This is a genomic window from Labrenzia sp. CP4 (assembly GCF_001579905.1).
Lineage (GTDB): Bacteria > Pseudomonadota > Alphaproteobacteria > Rhizobiales > Stappiaceae > Roseibium > Roseibium algicola.
The window spans coordinates 481,860-502,442 of sequence record NZ_CP011927.1; the positions used below are offsets into that span (position 1 = coordinate 481,860).

Genomic DNA, 20,583 nt, shown 5'->3' on the forward strand with positions numbered 1-20,583 from the left:
GGACGTTGCCACATGGTTTTCAGCCCGCTATGAGCTTGCATGGGCCGGTCCTAACCGTCGGCCGTCTTGTTATGGAGGGTGCTGCATGTTGAAACGGTTGCTGTCGGACTCTGTTTCCATTGTCTTTGGCAATCTGGAAACCGTGTTCAAGGTTTGTGGTGGCTGGTTTCTCCTGCAGTTTGTGCTGTCTCTCTTCATTCTGGCGAATGGCGCGCAGATCAATGAGGCGACCGCGCCTGAAGATATTTCCGGAACGACGGTCCTGCTGCTGCTGACGACCATGGTGATTGCCCTGCTGTCGTCCGCATCCATTTCGGTCGCCTGGCACCGGTTCGGTCTGCTGAACGAGCGGCCGGGACCTCTGCACTTTCGCGTTGGCGCTGTCGAGTTCCGTTTCATCGGGCAAATGCTCTTGTTGTCGCTGGCCGCGGTCGTTGTCGTGCTGCCCGCGGGGCTGGTGATTGGTGTGCTGTCGAGCCTGTTCAACAGCACCGCCATGACGGTGGTTTTGTGGATCGTCGCGTTATTCATTCTCGCCCCGTTCCTGTTCCGCCTGAACCTCAGCCTGCCGGCCGTTGCCGTTGAGCGACCGCTCGGCTTCAGTCAGATGCTTCAGTTCGGAAAAGGCCTCGGCATGCCGATGTTCCTGGCCGCACTTATCCTGATCCTGCCTTTTGTCGCCGTTGGCGAGGGGCTGCAGTATCTTCTTGGTCTTCTGTCCGGCGGCCTGCCGGCAGCCCTCATCCAGATGAAGATCCTGGTGCTGAACGTGCTGGTGCAGATCATCGTTACCGTGCTGGGAATCTCGATCCTGACGGCGGGTTACCGGATTGCGATGGAACGGCCGGAGGGGGCTGGTGCGCCGGCCTGAATCGCGTATCCTGCGGCCGTTGCAAGCAACCGGAGCCGACCATGTTTTTCACCGTTCTGGAACGTTCGCTGTCGTTGGCGCAGCATAATTTCGGGACGCTTCTGAAAACCGGGTGGGCCTATATCCTGCTTCTGGTCGCCTTGAATTTCGCCATCGGCGGATCGCTGATGCCGGAAAGCGGCTTCAAGACCGTTTCCTACATGACCGAGCCGGTCGCCGCTGCCGACGAAGGCGCGCTCAGGGCCTTGGCCGCCATTGCCAACCTGCTGGTCGGCTTTTCCATTGCCATTGCCTATGTGCGGCGCATTCTGATCGACGCGCGGGATTTTCCAGTCACCTTCGGGGCGCGCAACATACGCGTCATTCTCAACCAGATCGTCCTCAGCCTGATCGGCGCCCTGTCACTGATACCGCTGGTGATTGTTTCCCTGCTGCTGGCCGCGGTCACGGCGGGCATCGGGCTGCTGCTCCTGTTTCTGGCACCGTTCGTTGCACTGATGGTGGTGCAACGCTTTTCCGTCGTGCTGCCGGCATCGGCGGTGGACGATCCGCTGACGCTCAAGGAAAGCTGGCGGGCAACGTCCGGGCTTGGCTGGGCCATGGCCTTTGCGGCGCTGGTGATGAGCCTGCTTGCAGGTTTCCTGGTCGGCATCTGGGCGGTCGTTCTTGGCGTTAGCGATGGATTGATGCCTGCCAGCGTCTTGTGGCAGCAGATCCGCTCTGCGGTCTTTCCGATGGGCACCATGCTGATCCTGGTCTGGGCGTTTGCCAGCCTGCATGCGACCTTCTACGGCCTGATCCGCGAACGCTTTGCCGCGCAACTCGGACTTCGACAGGAAGATCTTTCCAAAGTGGAGGAAACGCGGGATGCCGCCAGGGCCCGTGCACGCAAGGCGCTTGACGGGGCGCAGCGCATGAACCGGCGCTGATGAAGGCAACATGGATCAAATTTCATCATTCCGATGTTGCAGTGCGGCGACAACTGGTCGAATGTGTGCCTGAAATTTTCTGTTCTGACGCCTTGTTGCCTTTCGTGGAAGGCAGAACGAGGCCAAGCCTTTCAACGATCCGTTTCCGGATGGCCGGACACTCCCGGCCGATGATCCGCCGATCAAGGGAGATCCCAAATGCTTGCCAACAAAACCGCCGTCATCACCGGATCCACTTCGGGCATCGGGCTCGGATGCGCCCGCGCCTTCGCGGAAAAAGGCGCCAATGTCGTGATCAACGGGTTGGGTGATGCCGATGAGATCGAAAAGACCCGGGCCGCCATCGAGGCGGATTTCGGGGTGCGCTGCACCTATTCGCCGGCGAACATGCTGAAGGGCGACGAGATCGCCGGCATGATCGCCGATGCGGAAAAGGAATTCGGCGGTGTCGATATCCTGGTCAACAATGCCGGCATCCAGTTCGTTTCGCCGGTCGATGAATTCCCGGTCGACAAGTGGGATGCCATCATCGCCATCAACCTGACGTCTGCCTTCCATGCGATCCGTGCCGCGCTGCCCGGCATGAAGTCCAAGGGCTGGGGACGGATCATCAACACCGCTTCCGCCCACGCGCTGGTCGCCTCGCCCTACAAGTCCGCCTATGTAGCCGCCAAGCACGGCATTGCCGGTCTCACCAAGACCGTGGCGCTGGAAGTCGCGCAGCAGGGCATCACCGTCAACGCCATCTGCCCGGGCTATGTCTGGACACCGCTGGTGGAAGCGCAGATCCCCGACACAATGAAGGCGCGCAACATGACCGAAGAGCAGGTCAAGAACGACGTCATGCTGGCCGCGCAGCCGACGAAGCAGTTCGTGACCATCGAACAGGTGGCAGGCTATGCGGTTTTCCTGTGCTCCGATACGGCATCATCGATCACCGGTTCGATCCTGCCCATCGATGGCGGCTGGACCGCTCACTGATCCACGCTGCTCGCGGTGCGGGCTGATGCCCGCCCGCGACCGTCGCCGAACCACCGGAACAAGGGAGCCGTCATGGCCGCGCCTAAGAAGATCAACCTTGCCCTTCAAGGTGGCGGCGCACACGGCGCCTTCACCTGGGGCGTTCTGGACTGGTTCCTGGAAGACAAGCGGCTGAAGATCGACGCCATCAGCGGCACGTCGGCCGGTGCCATGAATGCGGTGGTGCTTGCCGGCGGCATGCAGGACGGCGGCGAAGACGGTGCGAGAGAGCGCCTGGAAGCTTTCTGGTACGAGGTCAGCCGGCAGGCGAAATACAGCCCGATCCAGCGTTCGCCGCTGGACGTGTTCCTGGGGGAATGGAGCCTTGATCATTCCCCCAGCTATCTGTTTTTCGATGTGCTGACGCGGTTTGCGTCGCCTTACGAATTCAATCCGCTCAACGCCAATCCGCTGCGCGATGTCCTGGAAAAAACCGTCGATTTCGACCGTGTTCACCAATGCGAACACATGAAGATCTTCGTTTCGGCAACCAACGTCTTCACCGGCAAGATCCGGGTGTTCAGCGAAAAGGAAGTCACGCTGGATGCAGTGATGGCATCCGCGTGTCTGCCGCAGGTGTTCCAGGCGGTGGAAATCGAGGGCGAGCCCTATTGGGATGGCGGCTACATGGGCAATCCGCCGCTCTATCCGCTGTTCTACGACACCGACACGCCGGATGTGATGCTCATCCAGATCAACCCGATCGAACGGCGCAAGGTGCCGAAGACCGCGCGGGAGATCGTCAACCGGCTCAACGAGATCACCTTCAATTCCACGCTCCTTCGCGAGCTCCGGGCCATCGACTTCGTCACGCGCCTGATCGAGGAAGGCAAGCTGTCGAGCGAGGAATACATGAAGGTCAACATGCACCGGATCTCCGCCGGGGAGCTGAAGCCGCTGCAAGCCTCGTCGAAACTCAACGCCGAATGGGCGTTTCTCACCGATCTCAAGGATCTTGGGCGCAAGACTGCGCAGGAATGGCTCGAGCGGCACTATGACGACATCGGCAAGCGCTCGACCATCGACGTCAAGGAAGAGATTTCCTGACGGGCGTCCGGCTCAATTTCTTAACCTTTTGTTAGCCGTGTTTGCAGGTGGCGTTGCAATTTGCAATGCAGCAGATGTGAAGAAAGTCTAAACGGAATCAGCATCTTGTGTCAGATAGTTTTGGCGGAACCAGATCTGGTTTGAATGGCTTTGAAAACAAATTGGCAAGGCTTTTGCGTTTTGATTGGCACGCTGATTGTCAGGTAGTGCGTCGTCAGCGCTTAGATGGACGGAAGGAGTGGGCACTCGCGACCCCGCCTGCTTCTTCCCTCCCTTCCTTGCTTCCCGGCGATGATGCCCGCCCTGCGGCAAAGGATCGCCACGATGTGAAGCGGATCTGCCTCATTTTCTCACTTTTTCAATCTTCTGATCGGATACAGTCCTTCAACCGCCACAAGTGCGACCTATCTTTAGGTGGAGATTGGCAAAGGGATTCGCGATGAAAAACAGGGTGACCCGGGTTCTTGCAGGCTGCGTTGGCGCCATGGCCCTGCTGGTGGCAGTCGGTGGAGCACAGGCTGGCAGTGACGAAGAGCGCATGGCCGAGATCAAGGAAAAGGGCGGTTGCCCCGGTTGCGATCTTCGGCTGGCGGAACTTCGTGGTCTGGTTCTTGAGAACGGCGATTTCGGCCGTGCCAATCTGCGGGAAGTCGACCTCAAGGAAGCCCTTTTGAAAGACGCGAACTTCAAGGGCTCCGATTTCCGGCGGACGGAAGCCGAGCGGGCGGATTTCTCCGGCAGCGATTTTTCCGGTGCGAACATGCGCTCCGTCGATCTTGAAAAAGCCAATCTGAACAAATCGAATTTCCAGGATGCGGACCTTCGGGACGCGGACCTGAACACGGTTGAGGCAAATGGAGCCGTTTTCGACGGCGCGGACATGCGCAATGTCCTTTTGACCCGGTCGATTGCGGACGCGGCTTCCTTCAAGGGTGCCAAGATGGACGATGCCAACCTTGAGCGCGTGGACCTGAATGGCGCCAACTTCCAGGATGCCCGCATGCGCCAGGCCAAGCTCGACAGGGTCAAGGCTCATAACGCCAATTTTTCCGGGGCGGATTTCACCGGTGTGCGGCTGGTCAGTTCGGACCTGACGGGCGCAAATCTGAAGGGCGTTGATTTCGATGGCGCTCTTCTGCGCCGTACCCGTCTCGCCGGTGCGGATCTGTCGGGTGCCTATAATCTCGACCCCAGCCGCATCCTCGGTGCCTGCGGCGACGAGAACACCAAGCTGCCGAACGGCATCAAGCTCGTCCCCTGCGCCTACTAGGTGCGTCCGAGCGGTTCTCCGTCCATCCGACTTGCCACTTCGCGAAGTGAGCGTTCCGGCTTTGCCGAAACGCAGGCACGGGTTGCGCAATGATCGTGCCTGCAGGACAGGTCAAGCCGGCTTGAACTGAACAACTTCCATGCGTTCCCGGGATGTAGGTCCCGAACAGGCGGATCAACCGGCGTGTCGGTCGACCGGAAACAAAAAAAATGCTGCCACACGTGGTGCAGCAGCATCTTGAACATTGCGGAAACGGGTTTCCTAGAACAGGTCGAAGGCGAAACGGTAGGTGACGCCGGCACCGATGCTGAACTGGTTTTCGCTGCCGTTCTTGGCGATCGGGCTGTCCGCTGCGTCGCCAACCAGCCGGTCATAGCCACCTTGCAGGTGCAGGCGGACGTCGTCGTTGAAATCGTAGCTGGCACGGGCTGCCAGGCCGACGCTCTTGAAGCCGGCGCTCGGGTTGAACTTCGTCAGGCGGCCACCACTGTTGGCTGCTTCGGTCGAGCTCACGCCGAAATAGGTGTCCATGTATTCGTCAGAAGCAAAGCCCGCACGCGGACCGAAGCTGACTTCCCACTTTTCAGCGGGATAGACGATGCCGTCGAGGCCGAGCTGACCAACCTGGCCCGTGTGCCCGTTGATGCCCTGACGCAGTTCGGCGAAAGCGCGGAAATGCTCGGTGCGGAAACCACCGCCGAGACCGAGTTCAAGCGCCCAGTCGATGGTGTTGGTGCCGGTCAGATCGGTGCTGTCGCTGGCCTTGCGTTCGCCGATGAAGTTGAACGACGGGTAGAAGAACACACCGGACTTGCGGCGGCCGTCGACAACCTGGCCAAGGCCCGGGAAGTAGAAGCGGCCGACCGAAACGATCGGGAAGGGGTAGACCAGATAGGAGTCTGCAGCCTCGTAACGCGGCTGGACAATGGCGCCGACACCGAGGTCAACCACGAACTGGCGGTTCGCATCCTGCTCAGACAGGTCTCCACTCTGCGCCAGAGCGGCTCCAGACACAGCGCTTAGAGCAAGCGCCAGCGCGGCGCGCGTCATCAACTTGAACATTCAACCCCATCCGACAAGGAATTCCGTTGGCAGGAAGATAGCACGAGAAGGGCTTACACAAACCCTAAGCTGAGAGGGTTTTGCCGGACTGTTGCATTTCCGCACCGCCCTGTTGCTGGTGCGAAGCTTAAGCACAATCAAATGTCGGTGACGCTGCCGTCTTGCAGCAGGGCTGTCAGGAAGCTACATGAGGGCAAGACCAGATTTCGAACGGCAACGGACCGGACCATGACCGCACTCTTCAACGTGATACTGCTCGCCCTTGAACTCTACACGTATGTGATCATCGCCAGCGCGATCTTCTCCTGGCTCTATGCCTTCAACATCGTCAATTCGAGCAATCAGATCATCAATTCCATTGGCCGGGTTCTCTACAATCTGACGGAGCCCGCGCTCCGGCCGATCCGCCGGTTCCTGCCCGATCTCGGTGGTGTCGACATCTCTCCGGTGATCCTGCTGCTGGCGATCATCTTTGTCCGCCAGCTGATCATCCTGAACATCCTGCCGATGTTCCGAGGCTACTGACGCCCTCACCATGAAGGGCCCGGGCCGGTGTGCCGGGCTTCAATAGGTTGCTCCGGCCTCTTCGTCCCAAGTGCTTCACGCACATTTGCATCGGGATGGCGGGTCGCAACAGGTTATAAAAAAGCCCGGGTCAATCGCCGGGCCTCTAAGCCTAAGTGTGGTTGCAAGTAAAACGGCTCCAGCGTTTAGCGAAGCAGACATTCGCGCCAGATTGGCTCGCAGGCGCTTCCCGGCCCAACGGGACGTTCGATCAGTCTGCGGCGAAGGTCTGCCTGGAGCCCGTTCAAGACCTTCGGTGCTTTGCACTCAACGACTTTTAAGGGCGGGGAGCTGTCATTCGCTGCGGCGTGGTCGAACGACCGGAATTTGGCTGGAAGAACACTGGCTACTTTACTCGATGAGAGCGTTATCGTGGTCGTTCGAACAAGGGATTGCTTTTGCCACATGAGGCTCGCGACAATCTCATCGCCCTTTTTCGATTCAGACTCTCAACGCAGCCGAAGTGTTTTTACGACGGATTGCAGCGCTGCGGAGGATTGTCGCCGGTTTGGAAAATAGAGGTGGTAGCCGGCAAAGGGCGAACACCAGTCTTCAAACAAACGAACCAACCTGCCCGAGGCGATGTCTTCCTGAACGTGGTCTTCAGGCAACAGAGTGAATCCTTGTCCGGCAACGGCTGCGGCACAGCATAAACGTGGCGTGTTGAAAGCTGTTCGGCCATCGACCCTCACATTCAGCGCACGCCCCTCCTTTTCGAATTCCCAGACATAATATCCACCGAGCGTTTCGAGCCGGAGGTTGATGCAATTGTGTTCCACGAGATCCCGCGGATGTTCCGGGGGCGAGACGGCATCCAGATAGGATGGAGAGCAGACGAGTGCCATGCGAAGATCCGGACCGATGCGCACCGCGATCATGTCCCGGTCGATGCTTTCGCCAAGCCGCACTCCCGCATCGAAACGTTCCGCCACGATATCCGTCAAACGGCTTTCGACAATCAATTCGATCCGCAGGTCAGGATGTTGGACGAGAAGCGGCGAAAGTCTGGGCCAAAGAATTGTTTCCGCCGCCAGGGCAGGCGCTGCGATCCGGATCAGGCCGGAAGGTTCCTCGCGGAGCGAGCTCAAGGCGGCAATCTGGTCGTCAATTTCCTCAAGCGGCACCGCAAGGCCATCCGCGAGCCGCTCTCCCGCCTGCGTCAGAGATACTTTTCTGGTGGTCCGATTCAGCAAGCGCAGGCCCAGTGCAGCCTCCAGCCGCTTCACCGAATTGCTGACGGCCGATTGAGAAGTGCCAAGCCGTGCCGCTGCCCTGGTGAAGCCGCCCTGTTCGACCACTTCCAGAAAGACATTCAGGTCAGCCAGGTGATTGCGCCTCATTCATTCGATTCCAGTATCAGTCTAATCGAGATTATGCCCATTATCGATTTAAACTGCAGATGATACCGTGTCGATCATCGGAGGGAAAAATGCTCATACGCAAGATTGGTTCCGAAGGGCTTGAGGTTTCCGCGCTGGCACTCGGCGCCATGGGGTATGGCGAACTGCGCGACCGCCAGGGCCTGATAGAGCTCCTCAGAGCGGCAGTAGACCGGGGCATCACCCTGATTGACACCGCCGAGTCCTACGGTCCGTGGACAAACGAGGAAATCGTGGGAGAGGCACTTCGCCCGCTTCGCGGCAGGGTCCAGATAGCCACGAAGTTCGGCTGGGACATCGATCAAAAGACCGGGCGGCACAAGGGCGGCGTAAACAGCCGGCCGGAGCAGATCCGGAATGCGGTTGACGGCTCTCTGAAGCGGCTTGGCGTCGATGTCATCGATCTCATCTACCAGCACCGGGTCGACCCAAACGTGCCCATGGAAGATGTTGCCGGTACGGTCGCCGATCTCGCCGCAGCCGGCAAGGTACGCTATTTCGGCTTGTCCGAAGCGGGGCCAGCCTCCATCCATCGTGCACATGCGGTCTTTCCCGTCTCGGCGCTGCAAAGCGAATATTCGCTTTGGACTCGGGATCTGGAGCAGGACGTTTTCCAGGTGCTCGAAGACCTGGGGATCGGGCTCGTTCCCTTCAGTCCTCTTGGAAAGGGTTTTCTGACGGGCAAGATCGACCAGGATACGAAGCTCGATGGCGCGGATTTCCGGAGCAACATCCCGCGATTTGATCCTGAGGCCCGGGCTGCAAATGCTTCGCTGGTCGAAGGCCTGACCGGGATTGCAACACGTGTCGGCATCTCGACGGCGCAATTGGCACTTGCCTGGATGCTGGCCAAGAGGCCGTGGATCGTGCCTCTCTTCGGGACGCGCCGTGTCAGCCGGTTGGAGGAAAATTTGGGCGCGTTGGACGTTGAACTCTCCAGCGATGATTTCGAGGAAGTCGATCAACTCTCTGCTGGTTTCCAGGCGCAAGGCGACCGTTACCCCGAAGCCTTCCTGAAGCTTTCGGGCCAGTGAACACTTTGGAGGAACCCGGTCTTCCACTCCGTGCGGCACTTGCCGGGATCGCATTGGTACTGGCAGCGACCTTCTCCTTTGCGCTCGGAGACGTCAGCACCAAATATCTTGCTGGCCGCTATCCCGTCGAAGTCATTCTGGCAGTGCGCTACGCGCTGAACACGGCGCTTTTGCTGGCTTTCGTTTATCCGAAGCTGGGCGCCCGCCTTTGGGCAACCAACCGTGTCTGGCTTGTCATAGGCAGGGGTGGTTGCCTGGCCCTTGCTTCCCTCACGCTCGCCTTGGCCCTTCGCCTGATGCCCGTCGGTGAAACCATCGCCATAATTTACCTATCGCCCTTTGTCGTGATGCTTCTTTCCGCGCCATTTCTGGGCGAGCCTGTCCGGCGCGGGAACTGGATCTGGGCTGCCTTGGGTTTTGCCGGCGTCTTGATCATCGTAAGGCCGGGAGGTGGTCTGGATGCGTTTGGGGTTACCCTCGCCCTTATAAATGCTGGGCTTGCAACAGCCTATCACCTGCTAACCCGTTTGCTTTCGCGCACGGAAACCACAATATCCCTGTTGTTCCATACGGCTTGGGTGGGCACCGTCGTCTTTGGCTTGTGGGCAGCCCCTTCATTGTCCGGACTTGCAATCGCTGCCTTCGATCTTGTCGTCATGCTTGGGCTGGGCGTTGCCTATTCCCTGGGTCACTATCTCTTCACAGCCGCCTATCGCGCAGCGCCGCCGTCTCTTCTGGCGCCTGTCAACTACGCCCATCTGGTGTGGGCGGGAGGACTTGGATTCTTGTTCTTCGGAGATGTCCCTGGCGTGTTCAGCCTGGCCGGGATGGGGCTGATCTGTGTTTCAGGCGTTGCGATTGCCCTGTCTGCACGCCGCAAATGAACTGATCTTCAAGAATTCAATTCCGAAAAGTGCGGTGTTCGGTTTGGAAATGGGTACACATTTCGAAAGTAATGGGGGCGCAAAGCTGCCATTGAATCAATAGGTGTTGGAGGACTGCTCAGGGCCGTAAGCGGCGCCAGTGAAGTCGATTGTTCCACCCCGCGGCATGGCCGGTTTGAGCCCGCTTTGACCAATGCTGCATTTTGCAGCAAAGTCAGCTTTGTAAGAGACTTTTCTTAAACGCACCCATCCAAAATTCGCGTTGGAGAACCCGTGCCCACCATCACCGCATTCAAATCATCTCCCGACAAAGGTGTCGGCCTTGCGCGTGATATGCGTGTCCGTTGGGCGCTTGAGGAAGTCGGCCAGTCCTATGATGTGCGACTGGTGACTTTCAAAGAATTGAAGCAGCCAGCGCACCTCGCCCTCCAGCCCTTCGGTCAGATACCAACCTATGAAGACGGTGACGTGGCTTTGTTCGAATCTGGGGCCATCGTGTTCCACATCGCGGAGCGTCACGCTGGCCTGCTGCCCGGCGATGGAGCAGGACGCGCACGGGCGATAAGCTGGATGTTCGCTGCCCTGAACACGGTTGAGCCTCCGATCATCGAGCGCGACTACGTCAAGTATTTCGAGGCCGACAAGAGTTGGCAAGCGGAACGGTTCGCCATGGTCGATGACCGCATCCGAACACGGCTGGATCAACTCGCCGCCGCCTTGGGAGAGCCGACCTGGTTGGCCGGACCTTTCAGCGCAGCCGATATCCTTATGGTTCACGCGATCCGCAGGTTAGAGGGATCGGGAATACTGGAAGAGTATCCAATCTTTATGGATTACATCGCGCGTGCGGCAGAGCGACCCGCCTACAAGCGAGCATTCGACGCGCAGTACGAGGTGTTCCAGCAAGCCTCGTCGAAGTGAGAAAGCGGACGTTGCCCGCGACAATGTAGATGGCAGCTAAGTCCGCTCACTCGCCATTCAAGGCCCTCGGCTTTTATTAGTCCACGGTTCCAGCATGCTGAAACCACTCCGTACGGCAATTGGAGGATCAAGATCGGCGGCGCAGTCTGCGCGGTACTGCAGACCGATACAAAGCGACCGCAGCGATGGCGGTTATGGCATTCACCGCAGTTCCCTTGACCGCAGGATGCTCTAGCTTTTCGGCTTGGGGTATCGCTTGACACCCTTCGGGAACCCGGCGTTCACGCCGGGAATTTTCAGCGTGCTGGTGTCCCACCCGTTGGCTTTCAGCGCGCCTGGCAGCCAGAACCCAACCGAGTTTGACAGCAGCTGGTCACCGTTGATCAGCGAATACTTGAGCCGCATCATGAAGGCATCGATGTCATCCGCCGAGGTCAACGGGTAATCTCCGGGGATTTGCTTCGATAACACGGTTTCAATGTCGTCGACGTTGTAGAACGCATTCCGCGCGATCTGGGTGCGATTGTAGACACCCAGCCAAGCGGTCTGGGAATAAAAACCGTAAGTCGCGGCATTGAGATCACTGGTAAACACTTCAAGCGGGCACTGTGTGATCACCGAAACCTTCGTGCAGGGGGCCACCGCATAGGGCATGATCAGGATGTTCTCTGCCCCGATCTTGCCGTCGCTCAAGACAGGCAGGGCCGCCGCAAGCTGGTTGGTCGACAAGGTCAGCCCCGCCCCATAATTGGTGCCGATGGGCATGTGCACCACAACACGGGCGTCAGCCCAGTTGATTGTATCGGTGTTGTTGGCGATCATCATTTGCAACTCCTGGACACTGTTGAGTGCCGCCAGCATGAAGGTGCCGATCATCACGTTGTTGAACGGCACTTCATAGCGCTTGTCACCGCCATTGTAGAAATCTTCCGCGACCGACTTGGCGTCAAAATTCTTCACCGTCCCGGCACGGACACGTTGGACATAATCCAGCGCCATCCACATCCCATAGGTCATCATGGCGTTGATCTCGTCCGGGCGTTCCTTCCAGGAGGGCGCCTCCAGCTTGCTGATCCAGTCAGGGTCAAGCTTCAGCTGCGATGCAGCATGGGCGATGCGGGTCTCGAGGTCCGACAACAGCTTGTCAAAGAGCGGAGAGTTGTCTGCCTTCAGCGCCGCAAGATAGGCCAGGGCGGGGCCAATGTGCGACAGCGCCGTCGCCTGCACGAAACCTGTGGCCGGGTCGTTGCGGGTGAGCACATGGTCCAGCAGCTTGCCAGCGGAGGCCTGTTTGCCGTCATAAACAAATACACCGTAGCCATTCACGATGACCAAGGGACCATCGGAGGCAATAGGGCCTGCCCCGCCGTTCTTGGCCACCACCTGCGCCAACGCCCAGCCGATGCTGGGGTTGTCTGCACTGCCTTGGCTGCGAGGGAAGATGTTGAAAAGGCAGGTGAACGTGGAATCCACGCTTGGCGGGGCGGCACAAGGATCGGTGCTTTGCGCCCTGAGCGGCAGGGCCAGGCCAAGGATCAAAACGAGGGCGAGCACGGGAACCGAATACAGACGCATATCAAAACCCCTTTGGCTGACTATGCGCGCAATCATACACACTCAAGATTGAGTTGGCATGGGAAGACCACACAAAGTTGTCTTCAGAGTATGGTAAACCCAGTCGTTCCCTTATGTTGACTTCACATCAGGCTTGCTTGCGTTCTGACCCCAGGTCCGCTTTGTCCAGCTCTGCTGCCGTTCGTGCACGTCGCGACGAATGTCCGGTTCCAGTGCAACGAATGGCGGTTTTCAGGGCCGGGCAAGTCGCAGTTTCCTACTTGTTTCAGATTTTCAAAGCATGTCCGAACCCTGAAAGCCCTGCTGGACCAAGGGGTTCGGCTTAAGCTTTTCGTCTAAGCCCACAATTAGGTGTGGGACTGGGGTCAATCGCCCGGGTTTTTTGATGGCCGGTGGCTTCAGCCTTCCAGCTTGCGCGCCTCATCGGGCAGCATGATCGGGATGCCGTTGCGGATCGGGTAGGCAAGCTTGGCGGTGCGCGAAATCAGCTCCTTGGCGTCCGCGTCATATTCCAGCGTGGTCTTGGTCACGGGGCAGACCAGCAGTTCCAGCAGCTTGCGGTCAACCGGGCGTTCGGTCGGTTCTGTCATCTGGGAGTGTCTTTCAGGTTGGAGCGCCATGTTCGGAGCACTCACTGCAAGGTGGTGCCGCCGTCATTCTGCGAGCGGGCAATGTCCATTTCGGTGATGGCAATCAGGGTTTCGGCACGGGTCTTCAGGTCGCGGGCTTCCAGAAGGGCCTGCTTTTCCTGCGGGCCGTAGGGGCACATCATGCACAGGGCGTTGACCAGCACCTCGGTTTCGGCTTCCGACACGCTTTGCCAGTCGGCTTCCAGGTTGTTGGCGTCCAGATAGTCGCGCAAGGTCCTCAGAAGGCTCGTCCGGTCGACTTCCTCCTCGCCCTGGCCGCACTTGAGGTCATGTGCAAAGGCGGAGAAATCGCACTCGATCTGGCGGAACCTGCTGTAGTCCTCAAGCTCGCGCCCAACGGCAAACCTGGTGATGCCCTGCAGCGTGATCAGGTATCGCCCGTCGCCGGTTTCCTGAAAGCTGGTGAGCCTTCCGACGCAGCCGACGCTGGCAAGAGCCGGATTGTCCGGATCGTCCGAATGACGGTCGGGTGAAGGCTGCACCATGCCGATCAGGCGGTTGCCGGCCAATGCGGCATCCACCATGTCGATATAGCGCTGCTCGAAGATGTTCAGCGGCAGCTGTGTGCGGGGCAACAGCAGCGCACCGGCAAGCGGAAACACGGGCAGGACCGGCGGCAGGTCCGCGATGGTCTCGTAAATGGCATTTCCCGCCTGCATTCCAATGCCTTCTTTGTTTTCGTTATCGCAGCATGACTGCCTGCTTCGTGCTGTTTCCTAAATGTGTGTCAGTTGCGGCGGTCGTCAAGAAAACAGCACGGAGGAAAGCTTGCGACGGCCGTAGGCGCTGGCCGGATCCTTGAAGCCCCAGGCTTCGAAGAACTGCAGCAACTGCTTGCGCGCGCCGTCCTCGTTCCACTCGCGGTCGCGGCGAACGATCTCGATCAGTTCGTCGACTGCGCCTTCCTTGTTGCCCTTGCCGTTGAGGCCAAGAGCCAGGTCGAAGCGGGCCTGCAGATCAAGCGGATCCTTGGCAATGCGGTCCTGAAGCTCGGCAAGGTCTCCGAGGGATGCGGCCTGTTCGGCCAGTTCCACCGCGGCCTTGGCGGCCACATAGGCTTCGTCGGAGTGTTTTTCTTCCGGAACCAGTTCCAATGCCTGCTTGGCCCGTTCCAGGTCGTCAGCACCGATATAACACTGTGCCAGGCCGGCAATCGCGGTCACGTTGTCCGGTTCCATCTGCATCACGGCGCCGAAAAGCTGGGCAGCCTGACCATAATCCTTGGCCAGCAGAAGCTCTGCGCCCTGCTCCAGGAAGGTGTCGGTCTGGCTGACCGGGGCAGGGCCGGCAACGCGCTCGATAAATGCCTGGATCTGGCTTTCCGGCTGTGCGCCCATGAAACCGTCCACCGGCTGGCCATCCTTGAAGGCCACCACGGCAGGAATCGACTGGATACCCATCTGGCCGGCAATTTCCGGATGGTCGTCAATGTTCATCTTGGCCAGCTTTACGCGGCCGCCGGCGGCTTTCACCGCAGCTTCGATGATCGGTGTCAGCTGCTTGCACGGACCGCACCAGGGTGCCCAGAAATCAACCAGAACCGGTTGCTGGCGGGAAGCTTCCATGACATCGGCCATGAAGGTCTGCGTCGTCACGTCGAAGATGAGGTCGCCAGAAGGGGTGTCGCCACCACCGTTGCCGCCGCCCATGCTGCCACCGCCCATTTGGCCGCCATAACCGCCACCCATGCTGGCGCCAAAGCCGCCGCCGACCTGGCCGCCGATGCTGTAATTGCCGTTGCTCATGTGCCGCCTCGAATTTTCCTGCCGGTGCCTGGGGCCTGCCGGCTCAAAGTGAATGCCGTTGAAGGGTTGATTTGGCCCATAACATGGAGCCACTGCGCGCGAAATACAAACGCCTTCGCCTGCCGAAAGTGGGTGACCGTTACAGGCCGGCTGCCTTGGCCTCTTCGCTGACCGCCAGAACCTGCGCCGTGTGGCCGCAAGCAGAAGCGAATTTCAGAAGGTCGGCTGCGGAGATCGCCGTCGTCGCGTTGTTCTTCAACGGGTGATAATTCAGCACTTCATGTTGCATCATGGCTGCGTCGAACACGGGCGTGACCCTTTGGGCTTCGCGGTCGTTGATCAGCGAGAAGGGGGTCACCGAACCCGGTTCCACGCCCAGCACCTCCATCAGAAGATCGGCATTGCCGAAAGATACGCGCCCTTGAGCGCCGATGATCTGGTGCACTTTCTTCAGGTCGATTTCCGCGTCGTGCAGGGCAACGATCAGAAACAGCCGTCCCTTCTTGTCCTTCACGAACAGGTTCTTGGTGTGGCCACCGGGAATGCGGTCATGCAGGTCGCCGGACTCGGCAACCGTAAAGACGGGCTCGTGATCCACCGTCGTGACAGGGATCCCGAGTTCCTCGAAATAGGCCAATAGGTCGTCGCGTGTCGCCGGCATGGGTTTTCCTGAGAATTTTGAGAGCTTTTGCGCTGTCTAACGCGATTTGGCTGCCGGCCACAAGAGGTGAAGGGTAGAAAAAGCGGCAGAAATCTGCGATTTTCCGGCTTTGATTTCACAGGAAATCCACAAATCGACGGCTAAAAAAAATTCTTCAATTTCGGTGTTGCAATCCGTCTCAGCATAGTTCATATACTGCGCCACCGACGCCGAGGCGGTCACCGCCACGGACCAGGGACACTATGCGGGCGTAGCTCAGGGGTAGAGCACAACCTTGCCAAGGTTGGGGTCGTGGGTTCGAATCCCATCGCCCGCTCCAATTCGACCGAAGGGTCCAGAGAACCAGCATTCGAAAGAATGCTGGTTTTTTTGTTTTTGCTCCGGGATTGGCGGCTGGCCGCGCGCTATCGGCAGTATTTCAAGGTTCGTCTAAACATTGATACAAACGCGGCTCCCAACCTGAACGAAGTTGCAGGGGCCAGGGCGTAATGTCAGCGAGCATCATGCGGAGAAGCCGGATAGCGGCTCTCTCCGTCTTTTGCTTTGCCTCAAGTACCCAACTTGGCTGCAGTGGAACCACTCGGTTCCGCTGCAGTTCCAGTGCCTGCCAGCGCTTGGCGTCTCGTGTCGATCCATCCAGATCCTGCCTGGCACACCCGAAGCTTTTCATCCCCAACGAGACACGCCCGGAACCGGCTGTCCGGCACGTCTGGTTGCGTTTCAAAAAAATGATATCTCCGCGGTCAATAGTTCCGCGCCTTCTGCCGGGCCGTGTTACCGTGCCCGGATGCCGCTTGCAGTCGGGGGGAAGGCATTGAACGCATTGAAGGAACATCCGGTTTTCGGTTTTGTCGACTGGTGCCTGCGTGGCATCGGGCAGGTCGTGTTTCAAAACAATCCGGTCTCGGGTCTGATCATCCTGGGCGCGCTTTTCTTCAATTCGCCGATCTATGGCGCCATTGCCGTTTTCGGTGTGGTCATCTCCACCGCGACGGCGGTTCTGCTGCAGGCGGACAAGGGGCTGATCCGCGACGGGCTGTTCGGCTTCAACGGAGCGCTTGTCGCGCTGGCGTTGATTGCGTTTACAAGCGAGGATTTCCATTACGGCGCTGTTCCGTCCGTTTATCTGACGGTCTATATCGCGTTCGGTTCCGCCATGACGGCCATGGTCTTCACCAGTCTTGCAAATCTGCTTGGCCCGCATAGGGTCGCGCCGCTGACAATGCCGTTCGTGCTGGTCGGCTGGCTGTTCCTGTTTGCCGTCCTGAAGTTTCACAGCATCGATGCCGGCCCGCTCGCCAAGCCTGTTTCGCCCACCCAGTATGACGGCACGGTCCAGTACACTCTGGCGACCTGGTACAAGGGCATCGGCAATGCCATCGGCCAGATCTTCTTTCAGGACAACTGGATCAGCGGTTACCTGATCGTGCTCGGCATTGCGGTGAATTCACGTGTCAGTGCGCTCATGGCGCTGCTCGGGGCCAATGTGGCAGCCTTTGTCGCCGTTGTTTACGGTGCGCCGGAAGGGGCGATCAGTGACGGCCTGTTCGGCTATAACGCGGCCCTGACGGCGATCGCGCTCGGGGGCTTCTTCCTGGTGCTGACGCCAGCCTCCGCGCTCTACACACTGTTTGGCGTTGTTGTGTCGACCTGGCTCTGGGCGTCCGTTGCGATCTTTCTGGAGCCCATCGGCATGCCGGTGCTCACCTCGACCTTCGTGATCGTGACCTGGCTGATGCTGATCGGCGTCAACGGATTTGCAGCCCTTGTTCCGGTTGCACCGGCTGACGCCGTTACGCCAGAGGCCAACCGCAGGCGTTATCTCAAGGCGTTGCGGGAAGGTTGAGCCGGCAGACAGGTCAGGCTCCATGCAGGCCGAGAAGGCTGGGCTTGGATAGGTTGATACCTCCGACCAGCCTGTCGTCCTTCTCCAGTCTCTCCATCGTCGTCCCGGCCAAGCGTAGCGCGAGCCGGGACCGGGGAGGAAAGAGCCTCTCCTGTTTCTTGATGCTGCCTATTTGGCGCTCTCCGATCCCGAAAATTCGCGTCGCTGCGTCCGGCATGACGATCGAGAGGGAGGCGTGTGAGCGAGGCTTTAACGAGCGGCTCCGCTCACATTTCTCATGACGTCAGCCTCAGACTTTCAGAAAACAGCCGTTTTCAGCGTGTGAGCGTTCGGCAAGGTCGAGGGCGACCTGAAGCCGCGCGCCGTGTTCGAAATCCGGGTCGGCCGGAGCCCCGGTCAGGATAGCGGCGGCAAACCGCTGGTAGACTGTCGGAACAGCGCCAACTTCGATGTCGGTCCAGGTCGCAGAAGAAAGATCTTCGCCCTGGCAGATGCGCAGGCCTTCGATGCCCTTCTCGAAACGCACTTCCAGGCCGCCCTTGTCGCCATAAAGGCGCAGGCGCAGGTCGTTCAGGTGGCCGGAGGCAAACCTGGTGGCGCTGATCGTGCCGAGCGCGCCGTTTTCAAGCTCGGCCTGCAGGGTGGCGCTGTCGTTGGCGTCGAGCGTGTATTCGCCGATCCTGCCGCCCTCTGCCTTGTCGAAGGTCTTCAGCCGGCAGGAAAGTTCGCTCACCGGGCTGCCGGCGGCGAAGATGACGAAGTCGAGGATATGGATGCCGACATCGCCGAGAACGCCCTTGGAACCGTGCGCGCTCGACAGGCGCCAGAGCCACTGGCTCTCGGTCTTCCAGTCTCCCCACGCCGGCTGCGTCAGCCAGCTTTGCAGATAGGAAGCCTCGAAGTGACGAAGCGCACCGATGGCACCACCTGCAACCAGCTCGGCGGCCTTTTGCAGCACGGCAACATTGCGATAGCTCAGGTTGACCATGCCGATCAGCTTCTTCGCGCGGGCGAGATCCGCCATCTCCCGGGCGTCGGCAGCGTTGGTCGCCAGCGGCTTTTCACACAAAACGTGCTTGCCCGCGGTCATCAGGGCCATCGTGGTCGGATGGTGCGCCGCGTCCGGCGTCACGTTTGCCGCAGCGTCAAAATCGCCCCAGGCAATTGCCTCTTCCAGCGTTGCGAAGCGGTTCGGAATGGCGAAGGTGTCGCAGAACTGGGTGAGCACGTCCGGCCGCTGGTCGACGCCGCCGACGATTTCAACGCCGTCGATCTTTGAAAAGGCATCCGCGTGGGTACGCGCCATGTTGCCGGTGCCGACTATCAGGATCCGGAGAGGGGGTGCAGCAGAGGTCACGGGGATCTTCCTCAGCGTTTGAGGGCAGGACGGACCGGCGAAAGTCTGCCGGTCCGGAAGGGAAAGTGGATCAGCGGAAACCTTCTTCGCCGTCGGCGTGCAGCTTCGGGCCGCGTTCCTCGATCTTTTCGGGAGCCGCTTCCACCGGAACATTGGGCGCAATGTTCGGGTCGGCGATCCGGGCCATCGGGTTGAACGCCCATTTGACGCCGTTCTTCAGCACCGTCTGCACATGGGTATTGTGATAGGTCGGATAGGTTTCGTGCCCCGGGCGGAAGTAGAAGACGTTGCCCGCGCCGCGCTTGTAGGTGAGGCCCGAGCGGAAGACCTCGCCGCCCTGGAACCAGCTGATGAAGACCGTCTCCAGCGGTTCCGGCACACCGAAGGGCTCACCGTACATCTCTTCCATCTCCAGCTCGAAGCTGTCGGGAAGACCGGTGGTGATCGGATGGTTGCGGCTGGTCACCCACAGACGCTCGCGCTCCCCGGCCTCGCGCCAGGTGAGATTGCACGGGCTGCCCATCAGGCGTTTGAACGGCTTGGCGAAATGGGCCGAATGCAGAAACACCATGCCCATGCCGGACCAGACGGCGTCGCAGACGCGCTCCACCACTTCGTCGGAAACGTCGCCATGGGCGGCGTGACCCCACCACAACAGCACATCCGTTTCGGCAAGGCGTTCCTTCGTCAAGCCGTGTTCGGGTTCCTGCAAGGTGGCGGTGGTGGCGGTGATTTCGGGATCGGTGTTCAGCGTATCGGCAATGCACTGGTGCATGCCGTCCGGATAGACACCCGCGACGATCTTGTTGTGCTGTTCATGGACGTTTTCGCCCCAGACCACGGCTCTGATCGGCATTTCAGCCTCTCCCGTTCTTCAGATGTTGGCAGAATTGTTGGCGAGCTAAGGATAGAAAGCGCTTTCTTTCGAAAAGTTTCTCCAAAGCGCTTTGGATAGCGCTAGCACCGAGGTTTTGTGCTGTCAATCGGAGAGGCTGTAATATTCGATCACAGTTCTCGCCGGTTGCTCCCCGGCTGGTACGCTCTGCGTCGTCGACAGATGTCCGTCGTTCAGGGCGGGGCCTCAGGGGTGGATACTGCCGAGGCAAAGAAGGAGCCGATCGGAACGAGAAGCCTGGGGCTGTGACCCACCGCCGCATTTCCAGTCAGGTCAGTTCATGAAAACATACCATATGTTATGGTTTGTTTTGGAGGAGTAGTGAAATGAATGGTCTATTGCTCGCAGCCGCGGGTCTTTCGGCTGCCGTCTGCCTGCTGCATACATTCGCAGGGGGGCGGACGATCGCCGTACCGCTGCTGAAAGCGTCGGATCTGCACCCGGTGCCGAAATATGTCGCCTATTACTGCTGGCATATCGTGACAATCGTTCTGGCAATGATTGCCGTCATGTTTGCTATCGCTGGTGTGCGGTCTGAAAGCCTCGATCTCGGCTTGGTGGCGACCGTGTTGACAGCTTCTTTTTGTCTGCTGGGCCTTGCGGTGCCACCGCTGAAGAAGCAGAAATACAGCCAGATGCCGCAGGGCTGGCTGTTTCTGCCGATTGTCCTGCTGGGTGGTCTTGGTTTCTGGGCGGAGTGAGTTGACCTGAGGAAGCGTTTCGGAAAATCGGACTGGCTTGATCTCGGTCTGACACAGCTTGCGAAGGATGGGCCGGCGGGACTGACCATCGAGGCTCTCTGCACCGCAGCAGACCGCACGCGTGGCTCGTTCTATCACCATTTTCAGGATCACGGGGCTTTCGTCGAAGCCC

20 protein-coding genes, 1 tRNA gene and 1 pseudogene are annotated in these 20,583 nt (G+C 59.3%); 13 read left to right on the forward strand and 9 right to left on the reverse strand.

Going from position 1 to position 20,583, the window contains the following annotated elements; translation table 11 throughout:
• Window positions 1-85: 85 nt before the first annotated feature.
• The 5 genes from ACP90_RS02355 to ACP90_RS02375 all read left to right on the forward strand — a co-directional run bounded on the left by ACP90_RS02355 (window position 86) and on the right by ACP90_RS02375 (window position 5,137).
• Complete coding sequence (locus tag ACP90_RS02355; RefSeq protein WP_062486519.1) at window positions 86-871, forward strand: hypothetical protein; 786 nt, start codon at window positions 86-88, stop codon at window positions 869-871.
• A gap of 41 nt (window positions 872-912) precedes the next feature.
• Window positions 913-1,800 (forward strand): hypothetical protein, encoded by an 888-nt coding sequence (locus ACP90_RS02360; RefSeq protein WP_062486522.1) that lies wholly within the window; start codon window positions 913-915, stop codon window positions 1,798-1,800.
• A gap of 198 nt (window positions 1,801-1,998) precedes the next feature.
• Entirely contained in the window at window positions 1,999-2,781 is a 783-nt protein-coding gene (locus ACP90_RS02365; protein ID WP_023002766.1) for a 3-hydroxybutyrate dehydrogenase, read from the forward strand.
• Window positions 2,782-2,853: 72 nt separating this feature from the next.
• A complete protein-coding gene (locus ACP90_RS02370; protein WP_031270129.1) occupies window positions 2,854-3,867 on the forward strand; it encodes a patatin-like phospholipase family protein in 1,014 nt (337 codons plus the stop codon).
• Between the two features lie 439 nt (window positions 3,868-4,306).
• The gene (locus ACP90_RS02375; protein ID WP_062486525.1) at window positions 4,307-5,137 is read left to right on the forward strand and encodes a pentapeptide repeat-containing protein; all 831 of its coding nucleotides are present in this window, start codon (window positions 4,307-4,309) and stop codon (window positions 5,135-5,137) included.
• A gap of 261 nt (window positions 5,138-5,398) precedes the next feature.
• Here ACP90_RS02375 and ACP90_RS02385 read toward each other — a convergent pair whose 3' ends face one another.
• Complete coding sequence (locus tag ACP90_RS02385; RefSeq protein ID WP_023002769.1) at window positions 5,399-6,199, reverse strand: MipA/OmpV family protein; 801 nt, start codon at window positions 6,197-6,199, stop codon at window positions 5,399-5,401.
• Between the two features lie 228 nt (window positions 6,200-6,427).
• On the opposite strand from ACP90_RS02385, the gene ACP90_RS02390 reads away from it, so the two are divergent.
• Window positions 6,428-6,724 (forward strand): YggT family protein, encoded by a 297-nt coding sequence (locus ACP90_RS02390; RefSeq protein ID WP_023002770.1) that lies wholly within the window; start codon window positions 6,428-6,430, stop codon window positions 6,722-6,724.
• 488 nt (window positions 6,725-7,212) lie between these two features.
• Here the strand turns inward: ACP90_RS02390 and ACP90_RS02395 are convergent, their stop codons facing one another.
• Window positions 7,213-8,103, reverse strand: coding sequence for a LysR family transcriptional regulator (locus tag ACP90_RS02395; RefSeq protein WP_062486532.1), 891 nt, complete (start codon window positions 8,101-8,103; stop codon window positions 7,213-7,215).
• Window positions 8,104-8,192: 89 nt separating this feature from the next.
• Between ACP90_RS02395 and ACP90_RS02400 the strand changes: the two genes are divergently transcribed.
• From ACP90_RS02400 to ACP90_RS02410, 3 genes are all read left to right on the forward strand, one after another.
• A complete protein-coding gene (locus ACP90_RS02400; protein ID WP_062486536.1) occupies window positions 8,193-9,176 on the forward strand; it encodes an aldo/keto reductase in 984 nt (327 codons plus the stop codon).
• Entirely contained in the window at window positions 9,173-10,060 is an 888-nt protein-coding gene (locus ACP90_RS02405) for a DMT family transporter (RefSeq protein WP_077291513.1), read from the forward strand. The genes ACP90_RS02400 and ACP90_RS02405 overlap by 4 nt, the downstream gene beginning before the upstream one ends.
• Window positions 10,061-10,393: 333 nt before the next feature.
• Entirely contained in the window at window positions 10,394-10,981 is a 588-nt protein-coding gene (locus ACP90_RS02410; protein ID WP_077293309.1) for a glutathione S-transferase family protein, read from the forward strand.
• A gap of 231 nt (window positions 10,982-11,212) precedes the next feature.
• Here ACP90_RS02410 and ACP90_RS02415 read toward each other — a convergent pair whose 3' ends face one another.
• The 5 genes from ACP90_RS02415 to ACP90_RS02435 form a co-directional block, all read right to left on the reverse strand.
• Window positions 11,213-12,556 (reverse strand): DUF5624 domain-containing protein, encoded by a 1,344-nt coding sequence (locus ACP90_RS02415; protein WP_062486544.1) that lies wholly within the window; start codon window positions 12,554-12,556, stop codon window positions 11,213-11,215.
• 398 nt (window positions 12,557-12,954) lie between these two features.
• A complete protein-coding gene (locus ACP90_RS02420; protein WP_031270137.1) occupies window positions 12,955-13,146 on the reverse strand; it encodes a Trm112 family protein in 192 nt (63 codons plus the stop codon).
• 41 nt (window positions 13,147-13,187) lie between these two features.
• Window positions 13,188-13,865: an LON peptidase substrate-binding domain-containing protein gene (locus ACP90_RS02425; RefSeq protein ID WP_023002780.1), complete on the reverse strand. Its 678-nt coding sequence runs from the start codon at window positions 13,863-13,865 to the stop codon at window positions 13,188-13,190.
• Between the two features lie 84 nt (window positions 13,866-13,949).
• The gene (trxA, locus tag ACP90_RS02430; RefSeq protein ID WP_023002781.1) at window positions 13,950-14,951 is read right to left on the reverse strand and encodes a thioredoxin; all 1,002 of its coding nucleotides are present in this window, start codon (window positions 14,949-14,951) and stop codon (window positions 13,950-13,952) included.
• Window positions 14,952-15,090: 139 nt separating this feature from the next.
• Window positions 15,091-15,612 carry a prolyl-tRNA synthetase associated domain-containing protein gene (locus tag ACP90_RS02435; RefSeq protein ID WP_023002782.1) on the reverse strand — a complete coding sequence of 174 codons (522 nt, stop codon included), beginning with the start codon at window positions 15,610-15,612 and terminating at the stop codon, window positions 15,091-15,093.
• 244 nt (window positions 15,613-15,856) lie between these two features.
• On the opposite strand from ACP90_RS02435, the gene ACP90_RS02440 reads away from it, so the two are divergent.
• Window positions 15,857-15,931 (forward strand) — tRNA-Gly (locus ACP90_RS02440).
• 468 nt (window positions 15,932-16,399) lie between these two features.
• The gene (locus ACP90_RS02445; RefSeq protein WP_062486548.1) at window positions 16,400-17,458 is read left to right on the forward strand and encodes an urea transporter; all 1,059 of its coding nucleotides are present in this window, start codon (window positions 16,400-16,402) and stop codon (window positions 17,456-17,458) included.
• A 289-nt stretch (window positions 17,459-17,747) separates the two neighbouring features.
• Here ACP90_RS02445 and ACP90_RS02455 read toward each other — a convergent pair whose 3' ends face one another.
• Window positions 17,748-18,815 carry a Gfo/Idh/MocA family oxidoreductase gene (locus ACP90_RS02455; RefSeq protein ID WP_286145726.1) on the reverse strand — a complete coding sequence of 356 codons (1,068 nt, stop codon included), beginning with the start codon at window positions 18,813-18,815 and terminating at the stop codon, window positions 17,748-17,750.
• A 70-nt stretch (window positions 18,816-18,885) separates the two neighbouring features.
• Window positions 18,886-19,671, reverse strand: a complete 786-nt coding sequence (locus tag ACP90_RS02460) for a ThuA domain-containing protein (protein ID WP_055659853.1) — start codon at window positions 19,669-19,671, stop codon at window positions 18,886-18,888.
• A gap of 365 nt (window positions 19,672-20,036) precedes the next feature.
• Here ACP90_RS02460 and ACP90_RS02465 point away from each other — a divergent pair, with 365 nt between their 5' ends.
• Window positions 20,037-20,411, forward strand: a complete 375-nt coding sequence (locus ACP90_RS02465; protein ID WP_062486556.1) for a hypothetical protein — start codon at window positions 20,037-20,039, stop codon at window positions 20,409-20,411.
• Window positions 20,412-20,459: 48 nt separating this feature from the next.
• Window positions 20,460-20,573, forward strand: a pseudogene (locus tag ACP90_RS28675) (TetR family transcriptional regulator); the annotation flags it as partial.
• Window positions 20,574-20,583 lie beyond the last annotated feature (10 nt).

Excerpts from the sequence above, each read along its gene's own strand:
- ACP90_RS02410 (WP_077293309.1), top strand. The coding sequence starts at position 10,394 with ATGCGTGTCCGTTGGGCGCTTGAGGAAGTCGGCCAGTCCTATGATGTG.
- ACP90_RS02360 (WP_062486522.1), top strand. The coding sequence starts at position 913 with ATGTTTTTCACCGTTCTGGAACGTTCGCTGTCGTTGGCGCAGCATAAT.
- ACP90_RS02355 (WP_062486519.1), top strand. The coding sequence starts at position 86 with ATGTTGAAACGGTTGCTGTCGGACTCTGTTTCCATTGTCTTTGGCAAT.
- ACP90_RS02460 (WP_055659853.1), bottom strand. The coding sequence starts at position 19,671 with ATGCCGATCAGAGCCGTGGTCTGGGGCGAAAACGTCCATGAACAGCAC.
- ACP90_RS02420 (WP_031270137.1), bottom strand. The coding sequence starts at position 13,146 with ATGACAGAACCGACCGAACGCCCGGTTGACCGCAAGCTGCTGGAACTG.
- trxA (WP_023002781.1), bottom strand. The coding sequence starts at position 14,951 with ATGAGCAACGGCAATTACAGCATCGGCGGCCAGGTCGGCGGCGGCTTT.
- ACP90_RS02370 (WP_031270129.1), top strand. The coding sequence starts at position 2,854 with ATGGCCGCGCCTAAGAAGATCAACCTTGCCCTTCAAGGTGGCGGCGCA.
- ACP90_RS02435 (WP_023002782.1), bottom strand. The coding sequence starts at position 15,612 with ATGCCGGCGACACGCGACGACCTATTGGCCTATTTCGAGGAACTCGGG.
- ACP90_RS02395 (WP_062486532.1), bottom strand. The coding sequence starts at position 8,103 with ATGAGGCGCAATCACCTGGCTGACCTGAATGTCTTTCTGGAAGTGGTC.
- ACP90_RS02385 (WP_023002769.1), bottom strand. The coding sequence starts at position 6,199 with ATGTTCAAGTTGATGACGCGCGCCGCGCTGGCGCTTGCTCTAAGCGCT.
- ACP90_RS02415 (WP_062486544.1), bottom strand. The coding sequence starts at position 12,556 with ATGCGTCTGTATTCGGTTCCCGTGCTCGCCCTCGTTTTGATCCTTGGC.
- ACP90_RS02365 (WP_023002766.1), top strand. The coding sequence starts at position 1,999 with ATGCTTGCCAACAAAACCGCCGTCATCACCGGATCCACTTCGGGCATC.
- ACP90_RS02425 (WP_023002780.1), bottom strand. The coding sequence starts at position 13,865 with ATGCAGGCGGGAAATGCCATTTACGAGACCATCGCGGACCTGCCGCCG.
- ACP90_RS02465 (WP_062486556.1), top strand. The coding sequence starts at position 20,037 with ATGAATGGTCTATTGCTCGCAGCCGCGGGTCTTTCGGCTGCCGTCTGC.
- ACP90_RS02445 (WP_062486548.1), top strand. The coding sequence starts at position 16,400 with ATGCCGCTTGCAGTCGGGGGGAAGGCATTGAACGCATTGAAGGAACAT.
- ACP90_RS02390 (WP_023002770.1), top strand. The coding sequence starts at position 6,428 with ATGACCGCACTCTTCAACGTGATACTGCTCGCCCTTGAACTCTACACG.
- ACP90_RS02375 (WP_062486525.1), top strand. The coding sequence starts at position 4,307 with ATGAAAAACAGGGTGACCCGGGTTCTTGCAGGCTGCGTTGGCGCCATG.
- ACP90_RS02400 (WP_062486536.1), top strand. The coding sequence starts at position 8,193 with ATGCTCATACGCAAGATTGGTTCCGAAGGGCTTGAGGTTTCCGCGCTG.